The 17165-nt window shown below is 75.6% G+C and carries 13 protein-coding genes; 9 read left to right on the top strand and 4 right to left on the bottom strand.

Going from position 1 to position 17165, the window contains the following annotated elements:
- Positions 1-52 precede the first annotated feature (52 nt).
- A complete protein-coding gene (locus tag IPM45_03360; protein ID MBK9178610.1) occupies positions 53-1351 on the top strand; it encodes an MBL fold metallo-hydrolase in 1299 nt (432 codons plus the stop codon).
- Positions 1352-1465: 114 nt separating this feature from the next.
- On the opposite strand, the gene IPM45_03355 is transcribed toward IPM45_03360, so the two are convergent.
- A complete protein-coding gene (locus IPM45_03355) occupies positions 1466-2572 on the bottom strand; it encodes a glucosaminidase domain-containing protein (GenBank protein MBK9178609.1) in 1107 nt (368 codons plus the stop codon).
- Between the two features lie 8 nt (positions 2573-2580).
- Entirely contained in the window at positions 2581-5436 is a 2856-nt protein-coding gene (locus IPM45_03350) for a cation-translocating P-type ATPase (GenBank protein MBK9178608.1), read from the bottom strand.
- Positions 5437-5498: 62 nt separating this feature from the next.
- On the opposite strand from IPM45_03350, the gene IPM45_03345 reads away from it, so the two are divergent.
- Together IPM45_03345 and IPM45_03340 are read left to right on the top strand one after the other, a co-directional pair.
- Positions 5499-5828, top strand: coding sequence for a hypothetical protein (locus IPM45_03345; GenBank protein ID MBK9178607.1), 330 nt, complete (start codon positions 5499-5501; stop codon positions 5826-5828).
- 376 nt (positions 5829-6204) lie between these two features.
- Positions 6205-6435: a hypothetical protein gene (locus IPM45_03340; protein ID MBK9178606.1), complete on the top strand. Its 231-nt coding sequence runs from the start codon at positions 6205-6207 to the stop codon at positions 6433-6435.
- 31 nt (positions 6436-6466) lie between these two features.
- On the opposite strand, the gene IPM45_03335 is transcribed toward IPM45_03340, so the two are convergent.
- Together IPM45_03335 and IPM45_03330 are read right to left on the bottom strand one after the other, a co-directional pair.
- Positions 6467-7270 carry an enoyl-CoA hydratase/isomerase family protein gene (locus IPM45_03335; GenBank protein ID MBK9178605.1) on the bottom strand — a complete coding sequence of 268 codons (804 nt, stop codon included), beginning with the start codon at positions 7268-7270 and terminating at the stop codon, positions 6467-6469.
- Positions 7271-7403: 133 nt separating this feature from the next.
- On the bottom strand, positions 7404-7934 hold the full coding sequence (locus IPM45_03330) for an N-acetyltransferase (protein MBK9178604.1): 531 nt from the start codon (positions 7932-7934) through the stop codon (positions 7404-7406).
- A 112-nt stretch (positions 7935-8046) separates the two neighbouring features.
- Between IPM45_03330 and IPM45_03325 the strand changes: the two genes are divergently transcribed.
- From IPM45_03325 to IPM45_03300, 6 genes are all read left to right on the top strand, one after another.
- A complete protein-coding gene (locus tag IPM45_03325) occupies positions 8047-8814 on the top strand; it encodes a hypothetical protein (GenBank protein MBK9178603.1) in 768 nt (255 codons plus the stop codon).
- A 17-nt stretch (positions 8815-8831) separates the two neighbouring features.
- Positions 8832-9023, top strand: coding sequence for a hypothetical protein (locus IPM45_03320; GenBank protein ID MBK9178602.1), 192 nt, complete (start codon positions 8832-8834; stop codon positions 9021-9023).
- Complete coding sequence (locus tag IPM45_03315; GenBank protein MBK9178601.1) at positions 9020-11095, top strand: hypothetical protein; 2076 nt, start codon at positions 9020-9022, stop codon at positions 11093-11095. Before IPM45_03320 ends, IPM45_03315 begins: the two co-directional genes overlap by 4 nt.
- Positions 11092-14130 (top strand): MFS transporter, encoded by a 3039-nt coding sequence (locus IPM45_03310; GenBank protein ID MBK9178600.1) that lies wholly within the window; start codon positions 11092-11094, stop codon positions 14128-14130. Before IPM45_03315 ends, IPM45_03310 begins: the two co-directional genes overlap by 4 nt.
- Positions 14130-15914, top strand: a complete 1785-nt coding sequence (locus IPM45_03305) for a hypothetical protein (protein ID MBK9178599.1) — start codon at positions 14130-14132, stop codon at positions 15912-15914. Before IPM45_03310 ends, IPM45_03305 begins: the two co-directional genes overlap by 1 nt.
- Before the next feature lie 250 nt (positions 15915-16164).
- On the top strand, positions 16165-17163 hold the full coding sequence (locus tag IPM45_03300; GenBank protein MBK9178598.1) for a DUF389 domain-containing protein: 999 nt from the start codon (positions 16165-16167) through the stop codon (positions 17161-17163).
- Positions 17164-17165: the final 2 nt, after the last annotated feature.

Genomic DNA, 17165 nt, shown 5'->3' with positions numbered 1-17165 from the left:
GACTACCGTCGGCCCACGCCCCCGCCCCGGGGGTCGACATCGAGGGGGACGAGTGCCCGAGAGCATCCGCGACGCGGCCGAGCGCTGGTGGCAGGGCGATGCCGACCTGGTGCACGCCGAGCACCCCGTGCAGCCCACGCACCGGTTCGGCGAGGAGATCGCCGACGGCGTGCTCACCTTCAAGAGCACGGCCAGCGCCAACACCCTCGACACCGGTGACGGCCTGGTGATGCTCGACACCGGCGCCTGGTACGACGCGCCGACGCTGCACGAGCACGTCCGGACGTGGCGGCCCCACGATCGCCTGGCCGCGGCCGTGTACTCGCATCACCACGTCGACCACGTCTTCGGCACGAGGCCGTTCGAGGCCGAGGCCCGCGACCACGGGTGGACCCAACCGACCGTGTACGCCCACGCCGACGTGCCCGACCACTTCCGCCGCTACGAGCGCACGCTCGGCTGGAACGCGGCGATCAACAAGCGCCAGTTCGCCATACCCATGCCCGACTTCACGTGGCCCGACGACTACCGCTACCCCGACGTCACCTACGACGAGCACCTCACGTTCCGCCAGGGCGACCTCACGTTCGAGCTGCACCACGGGCGGGGCGAGACCGACGACGCCACGTGGACCTGGGTGCCCGAGCGGCGCATCCTGCACCCCGGCGACCTGTTCATCTGGGCGGTGCCCAACGCCGGCAACCCCCAGAAGGTGCAGCGGTACGTGAGCGACTGGGCGGCCGCGCTGCGGCGGATGGCCGGGCTCGGGGCGGAGCTGATGCTCTCGGGGCACGGCCTGCCCATCTTCGGGGAGGACCGGATCCGGGCGGCCCTCACCGACACCGCCGAGCTGCTCGAGGTGCTGGAGGCCCAGGCGCTCGAGCTGATGAACCGCGGCTGTCCGCTCGACCGGGTGATCCACGAGGTGGAGGTGCCGGCCCACCTGCGCGACCAGCCGTACCTCCGCCCGGTGTACGACCACCCGCAGTTCATCGTCCGCAACGTGTGGCGGCGCTACGGCGGCTGGTACGACGGCGAGCCCGACAACCTGCTCCCCGCTCCCCGCGTCCAGCAGGCCCGCGAGTGGGTGGCGCTCGCCGGCGGCGTCGACGCGGTGCTGGCCCGGGCCCGCTCCCTGGCGGAGGCCGGCGACCTGCGCATGGCCTGCCACCTGGCCGAGTTCGCGGTGCTGGCCGAGCCGGACTCGTCCGACGTGCACGCGGCCCGGGCCGAGATCTACGCCGCCCGTTCGGCCGAGCAGGAGTCGTCCATGGCTCGCAACATCCTCAACCACGCCGCCCTCGCCAGCCTGGAGGGCCGGCGCGACCTGGCCGGCGACTACCAGTACTGATCCGCGGCCCGCCGTTCGACCAGCCTCGCTGTCCGAGCGGTTCTGTGTGGACGAATCCCGATGGCATGAGGATTCGTCCACACAGAACGGCGCGGGCCGGCGGTCGGGGCGCGTTCAGCTGCCGGAGGCGACCAGGTCGGCGGTGAGCTGGGCCACGCGCTGGCCGTAGCCGGCCGAAGGGGCCCACCGCCCGCCCAGCTGCTCGACGGTCTTCACCGTGCCCGCCCACGGGGCCGAGGCCACCACGGCGTAGCGGGGGTGGGGCTCGGTGGCCGGGTCGACGACGACCACGTGGGTGGGGGCGCCGGCGTAGGCGCTGAGGTGGTTCACGTGGGCCCGCACGCCGGCGTCCCACGTGGGGAAGCGCTGGTGGTCGTCGGGCGCGTCGCCGGTGGCCCCGGCCGTCTTGATGCCGGCCGGGTTGCGCCACGCCGCGGTGATGGCGCCCCCGAAGCGGCCCCAACCGGTCTCCAGGGCCGCCTGGGCGTAGGCCACCTCGGGGCGGATGCCGGCCTGCGGGGCCCACGTCCAGTAGAGGCGGGCCAGGTCGACGAACACCTGGGCCGCGCCCTTGCCCTGGGCCCACGCGGCCGCCGCCTGCCAGCCGTCGGCGCCGAGCGCGGACGGGCCGGCGATGGGGGTGCCCCCGGCCGGTGGGGTGGCCGGTGCGGTCGTGGGCGGCACCGTGGTCGTGGTCGCGGTCGTGGTGGGCGGCACCGTGGTCGTGGTCGCGGTCGTGGTCGGGTTGGGCGGCAGCGCGGTGGTGGTCGACGCGGTGGTGGGGGGTGCGGTCGCGCCGGTCACCGGCCCGCCGGGCCGGGCCGGGGCGGTGCTGGCGGGCTGGCCAGTGCCCGCTGGGGGAGCAGCCGTGGTGGGCACCGGGGTGGCGCGGGGCGCCGCTGGGGTGGCGGGCGCCGCCGCGGGGGCGCCGTCGTCAGCCTCGGGCGGGGTCGGCTCGGTGGTGGGCGCCATCGGGGGCGGGGCCGCGACGGCCGGGCCGATCGTCATCGTGGTGGGGGTCGCGGTGGGAGCGTCCGGAGCGGCCGACTCCTGCCGACCGGGAGCGGCGGCGAGCACCCGCTGGGCCCCGGCCGGGCCCAGGGGCCCCGCGAACAGGGCAGGGCCCGAGCCCCGACCCGCGACCGCACCGACGGTCAGCACGATGGTGGCCGCCATCACCACGCCCAGGGCGCGGGAGCCGGTGGCGACCCGTCGGTGCATGACCACACCTATCGGCCGCTCGAGGCGCGTACTTCACTCTCCGTGGTCGTCGACGGCGGGGAGGGCGCACCCGCTCGGCGGCGGAGCGCCTTGGCCGCCTCGGCCACGGCCACGACCACCAGCGCCGCCCCGGCGGCGACCATCAGGTCGCGGGCGCCGAGGGCCTGGGTGTCGAACAGGTGCTGGAGGGGAGGCAGGTAGACGACGCCCAGCTGGAGCAGCACGCTGAGGGCGACGGCGCCCAGCATCGCCCGGTTCGAGCCCAGCCCCACCTGGCGCAGCGACCGCCGCTCGGTGCGCACCTCGAGGGCCAGCGCCAGCTGGCAGAAGACGAGGGTGGTCAGCAGGGCGGTGCGCCAGGCCGGGTCGTCCAGCCGCCACAGCTCGTAGCCGACGCCGATGGCCAGCACCGAGAGCACCAGGCCCATCCCGACCACGAAGGCACCCATGCCGCGGGCGAACACGCCTTCGGAGGGGCGGGTGGGTGGCCGCCGCATCACCGTCGAGCCGGCCGGCTCCACCGACAGCGCCAGCGCGGGCAGGCCGTCGGTGACCAGGTTCATCCACAGGATCTGCAGCGCGAGCAGGGGGAGGGGCATGCCGAGGAAGGGGGCGAGCAGCATCACCGCCACCTCGCTCGAGTTGCAGCTGAGGAGGTAGGCGATGAACTTGCGGATGTTGTCGTAGACGACGCGCCCCTCCTCGACCGCCGCCACGATGGTGGCGAAGTCGTCGTCGAGGAGCACCATGTCGGCCGCGCCCTTGGACACGTCGGTGCCGGTGATGCCCATGGCCACCCCGATGTCGGCCTTGGTCAGGGCCGGCGCGTCGTTCACGCCGTCGCCGGTCATGGCCACCACCCGGCCGTCGGCCTGGTAGGCGGCCACCAGGCGCAGCTTGTGCTCCGGGGACACCCGGGCGAACACCGACACCTCCTCGGCCGCCGAACGCAGCCCCTCGTCGTCCAGCGCGTCGAGGTCGACGCCGGTGAGGAAGCGCTCGTCGTCGGCGATGCCCACCTGGGCGGCGATGTGCCTGGCGGTGAGCGGGTGGTCGCCGGTGATCATCACCGGTCGGATGCCGGCCGACCGGCAGGTGAGGACGGCGTCGCGGACCTCGGGGCGGGGTGGGTCGACGAGGCCGAACATGCCCACGTAGGTCAGGTGCTGCTCGAGCTCGGCGGGGGTGGGGTGTGGCGGGACGCGGTCGAGCGCGCGCACGCACACGCCGAGCACGCGCATGCCCCGTGCCGCCAGCGCGTCGTGGGCAGCCGTGATCCGACCTCGCCAGGCGGCGTCGAGGGGCTCGGCCCGCTCGTGCGCCCAGACCCGGTCGGACACGTCGAGGAGGCCCTCGACCGCGCCCTTGGTGACGGCCACGTACTCCGGCCCGCCGTCGCCGATGAGCTCCTCCCGCCAGTACCGGGCCAGCGTCGCCGGCAGCGCGTCGGCCGACTCGGGCACGTCGTGCACGGTCGTCATGCGCTTGCGGTCCGAGTCGAAGGGCGCCTCGGCCACCCGGGGGAGGGCGCGGTCGAGGTCGCCCTCGACCAGCCCGGCCTCGGCCGCCGCCAGCACCAGGGCGGCCTCGGTGGGGTCGCCCACGGCGCGCCAGGTCCCGCCGCTGGCGCGGGGCACCAGGGTTGCGTCGTTGCACAGGGCGCCGCCGGCCAGGAGCAGGGCGAGGGTGCGGTGCAGCCGCAGCTCGGCCGCCGCCCCGGGCGCCAGAGTGAGGTCGACCCCGTACCCCGGTCCGCCCGGGCCGGGGAGCAGGTCGATCCGGTGGTCGGCCACGTCGACGACCGTGACGGTCATGCGGTTCTGGGTGAGGGTGCCGGTCTTGTCCGAGCAGATCAGGCTCACCGACCCGAGCGTCTCCACGGCCAGCAGGCGCCTGATCAGGGCCCGGCGCTCGAGCATGCGCTTCGCACCGAGCGAGAGGGCGATCGTCACCACCGCCGTCATGGCCTCGGGGATGGCGGCCACGGCCAGGCTCACGGCGGTGAGCAGGTTCTCCTCGAGGTCCTCGCCGCGGGCCATGCCGGCGAGGAACACCACGACCACCACGGCGATGGCGCCCAGCGCCAGCACGCGCCCGAGGCGGTCGAGGCGCCGCTGGAGCGGCGTCAGCTCGTCGTCCACGGTCTGGAGCAGGTCGGCGATCCGGCCCAGCTCGGTGCCCATGCCCGTGGCGGTCACCACCAGCTCGCCGCGGCCGTAGGTGACGAGGGTGCCGGAGAAGACCAGGTTCCTGCGGTCGGCGAGGGCCCGCTCGGTCTCGAACACCAGGCCGGCGTCCTTCTCGACGGCCTCCGACTCGCCGGTGAGGGCGGCCTCCTGGACGCGGAGGCTCTCGGCCAGGACCAGGCGGCCGTCGGCCGGCACCACGTTGCCCGTCTCCAACAGCACCAGGTCGCCGGGGACCAGGTCGACGGCCGACCGCTCCTGCAGGGCACCGTCGCGACGGACCCGGACCGTCGGCACCGCCAGGCGCCGGAGCGCCGACATCGATTCCTCGGCGCGGGCTTCCTGGGTGTAGCCGAGCAGGGCGTTGAGCACCACGATGAGCAGGATCACCGCCGCGTCGAGCCACTCCCCGAGGGCCAGCGACAGCCCCACGGCGCCGTAGAGGACGAAGCTCAGCACGCCCGTCAGCTGGGCGAGCAGGATCCGCCCGCGGCTGCGGCCGCCCCGCTCCTCCAGCTCGTTGGGGCCGTGCTCGGCCAGGCGGCGGGCCGCCTCGTCGGCGCCGAGGCCGGTGGCGGGGTCGGTGCCGAGGCGGGCGAGGGCGTCGGCGGCGGTGCACCGGTACCACTCCGGGGGGCCCGCTCGCCCGGTGCGCCCGTGGCCCTGCTCGGCCGCCACCCGGCCATCCTGGCAGGTCGGCGCGGCCCGGCGCGCCGGGCACCTCGGGCACGATGGGGGACGTGGGAAGGACCGTCGCCCTGGCCGGCACCCTGACCGCGCTGGCCCTGCTCGCCGGGTGCGGTGGTGTGGAGGCCGCGCCCATCGAGCGGGCCGTGGCCGGCCCGGGGGGCAGCACGCTGGTGCTCACCGTCGGGCTGTGCGACGCCCGCGACGTCGACACCCGGGTCATCGAGGGGCCGGGCCAGGTGCGGGTGGGGGTGCTGGTGCGGGGCGACCCAGAGCGCGACTGCACGGGCGAGGTCACCGTGCGCCTGAGCCGGCCGCTGGGAGACCGGGTGCTCATCGACGACAACAGCGGCCGGCAGGTCCCGGTGGAGGGGGCCGGGTAGGGGCCCCGAACCCGGCGTCCCCGGTGCCGGGCGAGGCGACCGTCTCCAACGCCGGCCGCGCGTGCGATCTGGTCGCCGAGCACGGGTCGCTGGCGGCCTTCGTGTGGCGCCACGAGTCGGTGGCCCTCTCGAAGACCTGAAGCGCCGGGGCTGGGGTCCGTGGGGCCGGTGTGGTGCCGGCGGCGGCTCGGGGCCAGCAGTCGGCGGGGCGGGGTCCTAACGTGGCGCCGTGCCCGACGCTGCGACTCACCACCATCTCCCGACCCGCCGCCACCGCCGCCGGGCGCGGGCGAGCGCCGCCCGGGCCGTGCGGACCGTGGCCCGCCACGCCGGCCGCGTCGAGCTGGTCGAGGCCAGGGGTGCGCACGCGGTCGGCCTGGGCCTCACGGGGAGCTCGGGCACGGGCGCGTCGTCGTGGGGGGCGCTGGCGGTGGGCGCGCTCGCGGTCGGGGCCACGGCGATCGGTGTGGTGGCCATCGGCCGGCTCTTCGTGCGCAAGGCGGTGATCCGCGAGCTGCGGCTGGGCACGGTGGAGATCGAGCACCTGCGGGTGCACGATCTCGAGATCGTCGGCGCCGAGGGCGACGAGGCCGCGGGCGGCTCCTAGGGCCGCCCGCCGCCCGCCTCCCCCCGCCCGGTCACTCCGCGGTCGGGCCGGTGAACCGGGGTGGGCGCTTCTCGGTGTGCGATGCAAGGCCCTCGCGCGCGTCGGGGCCACCGAAGCCGTAGAACTCGTAGGCCAGGCTGGCGTCGAGGACGGCGGTCTGGGCCCGGTACCAGTTGTTCAGCGTCTGCTTGGTCCAGCGGATGGCCGACTGGGCGCCGCCCGCGAGCTGCGTCGCGATCTCCAGGGCGCGGGCGTGCACCTGGTCGTCGTCGACGCACAGCGACACCAGCCCGATGCGCTCCGCCTCCTCGCCGGTGAGGGTGTCGCAGGTGAGCAGGTAGTACTTGGCCTTGGCCATGCCGCACAGCAGGGGCCAGCAGATGGCCGCGTGGTCGCCGGCCGTCACACCCAGGCGGGTGTGGCCGTCGATGATGCGGGCGGTGCGGGCCACCACCGACACGTCGGCCAGGATGCCGGCCACGAGGCCGGCACCCACCGCCGGGCCGTGGATGGCGGACACGATCGGCTTCGAACAGCCGATCACGTTGAACACCAGGTCGCGGGCCTCGCGCATGACCCGCGTGCGCACCGCGTAGTCGGACATCAGCGAGTCGAGCAGCTCGAAGCTCCCGCCCGCGGAGAAGGCCTTGCCCGCGCCCTGGAGCACGGCGACGTTGGTCTCGGGGTCGCGGTCGATGGTGAGCCACACGTCGGCCAGCTGGCGGTGCACGGCGTGGTTCACGGCGTTCAGCCCCGGAGCGTCGAGCGTGATGCGCAGCACCCCGGCAGCCGGCCGGTCGAAGGTGAGGTCGGGATGGTCGTCGTAGCCGCTCATGGGGCGCATACTGCCCCGCAGCGCCGCCACCCGAGGCGGCGCCCCCGCGTTCTGCGTCCCGCACGTGCCAGAGCGGGCCATCCCGGCCGGAGAACCCGGAGGAGGGCGTCGCGCCGCGTGCGCCGTCGGCGGATCAGACGCTGTCGAAGGCGGGGGCGTAGCGGAAGGTGCCGGTGAGCGACTGGGTCCAGCGGGTGAGCCGGCGCACCTGGAAGTGTGGAGCCCAGGCCGGCTCCGGCGGCTCCACGCCCCACCGGGCCGAGTGCTCGAAGCCGAACCGGGCGTAGTAGCCGGGGTCGCCCAGGAGGCCCACCAGGGCCTCGTCGAGGGCGTCGGCCGCGCCCAGCACGGCGTGCACCAGGGCGCTGCCCGCGCCGAGCCGTTGGTGGCCGGGCCGCACGCCCAGCGGCCCGAGGCCGAGCACCGGGACGCCGTCGGGCTCCAGGGTGGCGCGGGTGCAGCAGACGTGGCCGATGACGGTGCCGGGGTCGTCGGCCGGGCAGGCCACGAGGGAGAGGGCCGGGATCCACGCCGAGCTCGCCCGCAGGTCGTCCACCAGTGCCACTTCCACCGGCACCTCGGCCGAGCCGGGCCGGGCGAAGGCGGCGGTGTGCACCTGCTCGATGGCGGCACAGTCGGCGGAGCGCTCACGGCGGACGAGCACGCACCCATCCTGCCCGCGACGCGGCCCCACCGGCCGGCCCTCCCTCGCCGTCCGCCGAGGGAGCGGTCCGTCGGCGGACGGCGAGGCGGCGCACGCCCTAGCCTTCCCGGTCGTGCTCGACCCCGACGCGCTCGAACCGCGACTGCGCGCCGTCGCCGCGAGGGGGAGCTTCGAGCCGACCGGCCTTGCCGACCTGCCCGAGCCGGCCCGGCGCTACCTGCTCCACGCCTTGGCGCCGGGGACGCCTCTCGCCGGCGGGGCCGAACTCCGGATGCACGGCACCATCAAGCTGGGGCCGTGGGTGCCGTTTCGGGCGACCGAGGTGCTGGTGCCGGGCTCGGGGTTCGTGTGGCGGGCCGACGCCGGGCTGCTGCTGGGCCCGCTCGCCCTGGGCATCCGGGGGTTCGACGCGGCCGACGCCGCCGAGGGCCGGATGCACTGGGCCGTCGCCGGCCTGGTCCCCGTGGTCCGGGCGGGCGGGCCCGACGTGGCCCGCAGCGCCCGGGGCCGGGCGGCGGGCGAGGCCCTGCTCGTGCCCACGGCGCTGCACCCGGCGTGGGGTGTGACGTGGCGCGCCGACGGCGCCGACCACGCGGTGGCCTCGGTGCCGATGGGCCCCGACACGGTCGACGTGCACCTGGAGCTCGACGCCACCGGCCGGGTTCGACGCTCCTGGTTCGACCGGTGGGGCAACCCCGGTGGCGGCGCCCACCGGGTGGAGGTGTGCGGGATGGAGGTGCTGGCGGAGCGCACCTTCGGCGGGGTGACGGTCCCCTCCGCCGGCCGGATCGGCTGGTTCTTCGGCACCGACCGGTGGGCCGAGGGGGAGTTCTTCCGGATGTCGCTCGACCAGGTCTGCCTGCTCGACGGCGGCGCCTGACACGGGGTTCGGACGACGTGCGCGAGCGGTCCCAGGTGGGCGCGCCCGGCCGGTGCGCCGGTGCGCGGCGCCACGTCGACGGCGGCACGGTCTCGTCCGCCGGCCTCGACCTCCCCGGAGGCGAGGCCCCGGGCGCGGTGCTCGTGTCCCCGGCGGTGGCCCGGTCGGCGCGCTGCCCCGCACGGGCCCGGCTGGAGGCCGCGGGGTGAGCAGCGTGGGCGTGGCCGTGCCGGCGGCCGGCCGGCGGGTCGACCCGGCCGTGCTGGTCGGCGCCGCCCGCTCCCTCGCCCCGGCGGCCGCCATCGTGGTGGTCCAGCAGCTGCTCCTGCCCCTCCCGGCCGGCCAGGTGGTGGTGGGCCTGGTGCTCGGCCTGCTCACCGCCCTGCTGGCCCTGGGCATGGCCCTGGTGTACCGGGCCAACCGGATCCTCAACTTCGCCCAGGGAGACCTCGGCCTGGTGCCCACCACCCTGGCCGTGAGCCTGGTGAACCTGGGCGGCCTGGCGTACCTGCCCGCTCTGGGCGTCGGTGCCGTGGCCGCGGTCGCCCTGGGGGCGGTGGTCGAGCTGGCCGTGATCCGGCGGTTCTTCCGGGCGCCCCGGATGATCCTCACCGTCGCCACCATCGGCCTCTCGCAGCTGCTGGCCTTCCTGGCCCTGCTCGTGCCGCGGCTGTGGGACGAGACCGACGTGACCCAGCGCATCGACGCGCCGTTCGGGTGGCGGCTCACCATGGGCAGCCAGGTCTTCTTCGCCGACGACGTGCTGGTGCTGGTGCTGGCCCCCCTCGCGCTGGTGGCCGTGGCGGTGCTGCTGCGGCGCACCGACGTCGGGGTCGCCGTGCGGGCGTCGGCCGAGCGCGCCGACCGGGCGGCCCTGCTCGGCATCCCGGTGGGGCGCCTGCACACCTACGTGTGGGCGCTGGCCGCGCTGCTGTCGTTCCTGTCGCTGTTCCTGCGGGCGGGCGTGTTCGGCCTGCCCCTCGGGCCCGCGGTCGGGTTCACGGTGCTGTTGAGCGCCCTGGCCGCGCTGACCCTCGGCCGGCTGACGCACCTGGGCGCGGTGGTGGCCAGCGCGGTGGCCCTGGGCCTGCTCGAGCGGGGGGTCGTGTGGAACGACGCCCTGACGGTGGGGTGGGGCCCGGCGTCGTTCACGCTCGGCCTCGACTCGGACCTGCTGGTGCCGCCCGTGCTCGGCCTGGTGATCGTGGTCGCCCTGCTGGTCCAGCGACCCGGCACGAGCCGGGCCGAGCGCGACACCGGGGCGTCGTGGCCCGCGGCCGACGAGGTCCGTCCGGTGCCGCAGGAGCTCCGGCGGGACCTGTGGGTCCGGGTGGCGCACTGGGCCGGGCTGGCGGCCGTGGTCGGCCTGCTGCTCGCCCTGCCGCGGTGGCTCGGGCCCGGCGACACGCTGAAGGCCGGGGCGGTCGTGATCTTCACGATCGTGCTGCTGTCGATCGTGGTGCTCACCGGGTGGGCGGGCCAGGTCTCGCTCGGGCAGATGGGCTTCGTGGCGGTGGGGGCCGCCGTGGGGGCCAAGGCGACGGCCGACTGGGGCCTCGACCTCGCCCTCGCCCTGCCGCTGGCCGGGCTGGCAGGGGCGGGCGTGGCCGTCCTGGTCGGGCTGCCCGCGCTGCGCCTGCGGGGCCTGTACCTGGCCGTCACCACCCTCGCCTTCGCCCTGGCGACCACGTCGTACTTCCTGAACCGCCAGTTCTGGTCGTGGGTGCCGGTGCAGCGCATCGGCCGGCCGCCGCTGCTCGGGCGGGTCGGGTGGGACTCGCCGGCCGGCGTGTACCACCTCTCGCTCGGCGTGCTGGTGCTGGTGGCCGCCGGGCTGCTCGGGATCCGCCGCAGCCGCACCGGCCGGGCGCTGGTGGCCCTGCGCGAGAACGAGCAGGGCGCCCAGGCCTACGGCGTCCCCGTGGTGCGGGTGAAGCTGTTCGCCTTCGCCCTGTCGGGCTTCCTCGCGGCGGTGGCCGGCACCCTGCTGGCCCACCACAACCAGGGGTTCAGCCTCGGTCTGGTGGCACCGGAGGAGAACCTGCTCGTGTTCACCGCGGCCGTGGTGGGCGGGCTGGGCTCGATGCTCGGAGCCGCCCTGGGCGCCGTGTTCATGAAGGGCGGCCAGTGGTTCCTGCCCGGCGACTGGCGGCTGGTGGCCTCGGCCGTGGGCGTGCTGGTGGTGCTGTGGGTGGTGCCCGGCGGCCTCGGCGGCCTCGTGTACCAGGTGCGCGACGCAGGCCTGCGATGGGTGGCCCGCCGCCGGGAGGCGGGCCGGTGAGGGCCGGGCGCGGGCCGGCCGGCGCCGTCCGCCACCCGGTGCGCCGGCTGCGCGCCCTGTGCGGCGACGGGCCCGTGTTCGCCCTGGCGGTGCTCTTCGGCCTGAACGCGGTCGACGAGCTGGGCCGCTCGGCCTTCGGGGTGCTGAGCCCGAACATCGCCGAGCACTTCGACATCGGCATCGGGGGCATCTCGGTGGTCGTCGCGCTGGCCCTGGCCGCCTCGCTGGCCCTCACCGTGCCGGTGGCGGCGCTGGCCGACCGGGGCAACCGGGTGCACCTGGCCGTGCTGGGCGGGCTGCTGCTGGTGGTGTTCCAGGTGGGCCTTGGCCTGTCGGTGTCGGTGTGGATGCTGACCACCATGCTGGCCGGGGTGTCGATCGGCAAGGCGGTGATCGACCCCACCCACAACTCGCTGCTGGCCGACTACTTCCCGGTTGGGGTGCGCCCCCGCATCTACTCGTTCCACCGGGCCGCCAACGCCGTGGGCCAGTTCGTCGGGCCGCTGACAGCGGGGCTCATCGCCGGGGCCTTCGGGTGGCGTGCGCCGTTCGTGGTCTTCGCCGTGCCGACGCTGGTGCTGGTGCTCCTGGGCCTGCGGCTGCACGAGCCGGTGCGGGGGGCGCAGGAGCGGCGGGCGGCCGGGGCCAGCGACGACGTGATCGCCACCGAGGAGGAGGCGCCGTCGTTCGCGGAGGCCTGGCGGATGTGCTGGAAGATCGACAGCCTCCGGCGCATCTACCGCACCCTGCCCTTCCTCGCCCCGGCGCTGGTGGGGTTCCTCACGTTCGCGGCGTTCCTCTACAACGACGAGTTCGGGCTCGACGAGCAGGCTCGCGGGCTCCTGGCGTCGCTCACCGAGCCCTTCCAGCTGGTCGGGCTGATCGTCGGGGCGCGCCTCGGCATGCGCGCCTTCGGCCGGGACCCGGGCGCCCTGTTCGGGCTGCTGGCCAAGGTGATCCTCGTGGTCACGGCCATGTCGCTGGTGTTCGCCTGGTCGCCCAACGTGGTGGTGGCGGTGGCGGCCAACGTGGTGATCACCGCCGGGCTCGCCTTCGTGCTGCCCGGCATCTTCGCGGCCCTCTCGTTGGCGATCCCGCCGCGGGCGCGGGCCATGGGCTTCTCCATGGGGTCGGTGTTCATCCTGCCCGGGCTCGTGGTCGTGCCCCTGATCGGGGCCATCGGCGACGCGTGGGGGATCCGCTGGGGGATGACGGCCATGGTGCCGGTCTTCCTCGGCGGCGGGCTGGCCATCGCCTCGGCCGGCGGGCTTGTGCAGCGCGACATCGTCGACGTGTGGACCGCGGCGTCGGCGCGGGCCGAGGTGCTGCACGAGCGGCGCCGGGGGCGCGCCAAGCTCCTGCTGGTGCGGGGCCTCGACGTGTCGTACGGCGGGGTGCAGGTGCTGTTCGGCGTCGACCTCGAGGTGGACGAGGGGGAGATCGTGGCCCTGCTCGGCACGAACGGGGCCGGCAAGTCCACGCTGCTGCGGGCCGTCTGCGGGGTGGTGCAGGCCGACCGGGGGGCGGTGATCCTCGACGGCCGCGACATCACCCACGCGCCACCCCACGAGGTCGCGGCCCGTGGGGTGAGCATGGTGCCCGGCGGGCAGGCCGTCTTCCGCTCGCTCACCGTGGCCGAGAACCTGCGGGCCGCTGGGTGGCTCGACCGCCACCACCGCCGCCGCCTGGCGGAGCGCACCGAGCACGTGCTGGCCGCCTTCCCCGTGCTGCGCGAGCGGCTGCACGAGCCGGCCGCCGACCTGTCGGGCGGCCAGCAGCAGATGCTGGCCCTGGGCATGGCGTTCCTGCGGCCGCCCACGCTGCTGCTCCTCGACGAGCTGTCGCTGGGGCTGGCCCCCGCGGTGGTGGAGCAGCTGGTGCCCATGGTGCGGGCCCTGCGCGACCAGGGGACCACGGTGGTGGCGGTGGAGCAGTCGGTGAACGTGGCCCTCACCCTGGCCGACGAGGCGTACTTCATGGAGAAGGGCGAGATCCGCTTCCACGGCCCCACCCTCGAGCTGCTGGAGCGGCCCGACGTGCTGCGCTCGGTGTTCCTCGAGGGCGCATCCGCCCGCACCGGCGGGGTCGGGGCCTCGCGCCCGCGCCGGGCGCGTCCGGGCGGCGGGGGGCCCACCCGCGAGGTGCCGCCCGCCCTCGAGGTGCCGCCCGCCCTCGAGCTGTCTCCCGCGCTCGAGCTGGTGCCAGCGCTCGAGCTGGTCGAGGTGTCCCGCTCGTTCGGGGGCGTCCAGGCGGTGGGCGACGTGTCGCTCATGGTGGCCCCCGGTGAGATCGTCGGGCTCATCGGGCCCAACGGCGCGGGCAAGACCACGCTGTTCGACCTGGTGAGCGGCTTCACGTCCCTCGACGCCGGGCGGGTGCGGCTGGGGGGCGTCGACGTGTCCGACCTGGCGCCGCACCGGCGCGCCCGCCTGGGCCTGGGGCGCTCGTTCCAGGACGCCGCCCTGTTCCCGGCGCTCACCGTCGAGCAGGCCATCGCCGTCGCTCTCGAGCGGTGGGTGGCGGTGCGCGACCCGCTGGAGGCGGCCCTGCACCTCCCGGCCGCCTTCGACGCCGAGGACGACGTGGCCCGGCGGGTCGCCGAGCTGGTCGAGCTGTTCGGGCTGGGCGACCACCGGGGCGCCTTCGTGCACGAGCTGTCCACCGGCTCGCGCCGCATCGTCGACCTGGCCTGCCTGGTGGCCCACCAGCCGTCGGTCGTCCTGCTCGACGAGCCGTCGAGCGGGATCGCCCAGCGCGAGGCCGAGGCCCTCGGCCCGGTGCTGCTGCGCCTGCGCGACGAGCTCGGCGCGAGCCTGCTGCTCATCGAGCACGACATGCCTCTCGTGACCTCGGTGGCCGACCGGCTGGTCGCCCTCGACCGGGGCCTGGTGGTCGCCGAGGGCCCGGCCGCGACCGTGCTGCACGACCCGGCGGTGGTCGCGTCGTACCTCGGCACGACCGAGGCCCTGATCGCCCGCAGCGGCGCCCTCCCCGGGCCCGCGGCCGGGCCCGACGCGCAGAGGAGCCAGGGTTGATGCGACCGGCCACCGACCGTCCCGCCAGCGACGCCGCCACCCAGGTGCGGCGCTGGGGCCCGCTGGTGCTGATCCTGGCCGCCCTGCTCGCCGTGGCCGTGCTGGTGGTGGTCGACGATCCCGAGGGGGGCGCCGCCGGCGACGCCCGGACGGTCGGGTCGAGCGCCGTCGGGACCGAGGAGGACGGTGACGCAGCGGCGGGCGACGCGGCAGTGGGGGCGCCAGAGCCCGTCGGGCGGATGCCGGTGACGTACGCCGAGGCGGTCGAGGCCGGCACCGCAGACGAGCTCGACTGGGGCGACCGGTGCGACCCCGACACGGGCCGGGTCGCCCTCCCCACCGTGTACGCGGTGCCGTGCGTGCCGGTGTTCAGCGGCGACAACGGGGGGGCGACCCACCGGGGTGTCACGGCGGACACCGTCCGCGTGGTGCGCTACCGGGCCACCGGCAGCGCCGACCTGGCCTCGCTGCTCACCGGGGCCGGCCTCGAGGACACGCCCGAGGCGCAGCTGGCGACTCTCCAGGGCTACGCCCGCATCTACACCTCGCGCTCCGAGACGTACGGTCGGCGCCTGGAGATCGTGGAGTACGCCGGCACGGGGGCGGGCGACGACGAGGTGGCGGCCCGGGCCGACGCCGTCACCATCGCCGAGGAGCTCCAGCCGTTCGCGGTGGTCGGGGGACCCGGCCTCGACCGGGGCGCCTTCGCCGAGGAGCTGGCGGCCCGCCAGATCCTGTGTGTGGGCTGCGCCGGCGCGGCGCCCGACCGCCTGGTCCAGGAGAACGCCCCCTACCTGTGGGACGCGGCGCCGTCGGCCGACCAGTTCCTGCAGACGTTGGGCGCCTGGCTGGACCAGGCCGGCGACGACGTGGCGGCCACGGCCGAGTTCGCCGGCGACCCCGCCGTGCGGGCCAGCCCCCGCAAGGTCGGCGTGATCCACTTCGAGCAGGACCCGCCGATCTTCGAGGGCACCGCCGACGAGCAGGCGGCCGAGGGCGAGGACTACGCCCTGCGGGAGACGTACCTGTTCAACCTGGCGACCATGCCCGAGAAGGCGGCCGACCTGGTGGCCAGGCTGAAGGCCGAGCAGATCACCACCGTGCTGTTCCTCGGCGACCCGATCATGCCGATCTACCTCACCCGGTCCGCCACCGAGCAGGGCTACTTCCCCGAGTGGGTGTTCACCGGCACCGCCCTGACCGACACCAACGTGATGGCCCGCCAGTACGACCAGCAGCAGATGACCCACGCCTTCGGCCTGTCGAACCTGGGCGCGCCGACTCCGCAGGCCCTCCAGACGTCGTGGCGGCTGTGGCCGTGGTACTTCGGGGCCGGGAGCGAGCCCCCGGCTCTGGCCCAGTACGGGCTGCTGGAGCCCCCGGCCGAGCTCCTGGCCGCGGGGATCCACATGGCGGGCCCGGATCTCACGCCCGAGACCTTCTCCCGCGGCCTGTTCCGCCTCCCGCCCGCCGGGGGCGGGCCCACGACCCCGCAGGTCAGCTGGGGCGCATGGGGCTTCTTCGACGCGCCCGACCACCAGGGGATCGACGACTCGGTCGAGATCTGGTGGGATGCCGCCGCTGTGGGCGAGGACGAGATCGGTCGCACCGGCACCGGCATGTGGCGCAGGGCCCGGGGGGCCGAGCGGTTCACGGCCGTCGATGCGCCGGCGCCGGCCCCATTCGTGGTGGAGGGGTCGGTGACGTCGTTCGACGTGCTGCCGCCGGAGGACACGCCGCCCGACTACCCGCCACCGCCCGGCTCGCCCGCAGCCGGGCCCTGACGCAGGGCACCACCGTGACGGTGCACGCCGGCGCCGTCCTCGTCTGCATCGCGCCGACGACGTGTGAGGGGGCGTCGACGCGCGCAGGTTCGGCGTCGTCTGGTCTCGATCGCGCCAACGACGGGTGAGCCGTCGCCGGCGCGCGGCGGGCCGACGTCGGCACCATGCGCCACCTCGGGCCAGCCGGGTCCCATGCTGTGCGGGTCGGGCGGCTCGCGCCGAGCCGCCCCTGACCGGGGAGGGACGAGACGTGCCCGCTGTCGCCGACGCCCAGCTGGCCCGCATGCGAGAGCAGTTCTTCGACGGCCCCGACCGGGGCCGCAAACTGAGCCGCTTCTGGGTGCTGCTGGCCCTCTCCGCGGTGATCGCCTCGGCCGGCGTGGCCGCCGACTCCACGGCCACGGTCATCGGCGCCATGATCGTCGCCCCGCTGATGACGCCGATCATCGGCATCGTGCTGGCCATCGTGGTCGCCGACCGGGCCAACCTCGCTCGCAGCGTCGTGCTGGTGGTCGGCGGCGCCGCGCTGGTGATCGTCCTCGGTTGGATGTTCGGGAAGATGGCGCCGGTCGACGTCGTCGCGGTCACCAGCTCGCAGGTTTCGTCGCGGGTGAGCCCCCGGCTGGTCGACCTGATCGCGGCCCTGGCCACCGGCGCGGTCGGCGCCTTCGCCCTGGTGCGGGACGACGTGTCCGACACGCTGCCGGGCGTGGCCATCGCCATCTCCCTGGTGCCCCCGCTGGCGGTGGTGGGCCTCACCCTCGAGGGAGGCGCGCCCTCGCAGTCCCTCGGTGCCCTGCTGCTGTTCCTCACCAACGTGGCCGCGATCCTGCTGAGCGGCGTGGTGGTGATGGCCCTCTACCGGGTGCCCCGGGCCGCGTCCAGGTCCCAGATCCTGAAGCCGGTGAGCCGCCGCCGGGCGGTGCTGGTGGTGGTCGTGATGGTGGTGGCCGTCAGCGTGCCGCTGGCCGCGACGAGCGTGCGGGTCGCCAGCGACACCGTGCGCCGAGGCGAGGTTGCCAACGTGGCCCGAGACTGGGCGGGGCCGGCGGGGTGGCGGATCGCCACCGTCGATTCGACCGAGGGCGCCATGGTGGTGCGGGCCCGGGGCCCGCTGCCGTCGCCCGACCCCGACGCGCTCCGCACCGCGCTGGACGACGCCGGCCTGGCCGATGTCAGCGTCCGCTTGGAGCTGGTGCCGGAGGAGCAGGTCGAGCTGCCGGCTCCCTCACGCGGCGGGTCGCCATGATG

This window comes from Acidimicrobiales bacterium, from assembly GCA_016716005.1.
In the GTDB taxonomy this organism is placed as follows: Bacteria; Actinomycetota; Acidimicrobiia; order Acidimicrobiales; family JADJXE01; genus JADJXE01.
Note: the sequence above shows the minus strand (reverse complement) of the source record. Positions and strands in the feature narration are given on the sequence as shown.

Bases quoted from the DNA above. Each gene is read 5' to 3' on its own strand.
- IPM45_03355 (MBK9178609.1), bottom strand. From the start codon at position 2,572: ATGCACCGACGGGTCGCCACCGGCTCCCGCGCCCTGGGCGTGGTGATG.
- IPM45_03335 (MBK9178605.1), bottom strand. From the start codon at position 7,270: ATGAGCGGCTACGACGACCATCCCGACCTCACCTTCGACCGGCCGGCT.
- IPM45_03305 (MBK9178599.1), top strand. From the start codon at position 14,130: ATGCGACCGGCCACCGACCGTCCCGCCAGCGACGCCGCCACCCAGGTG.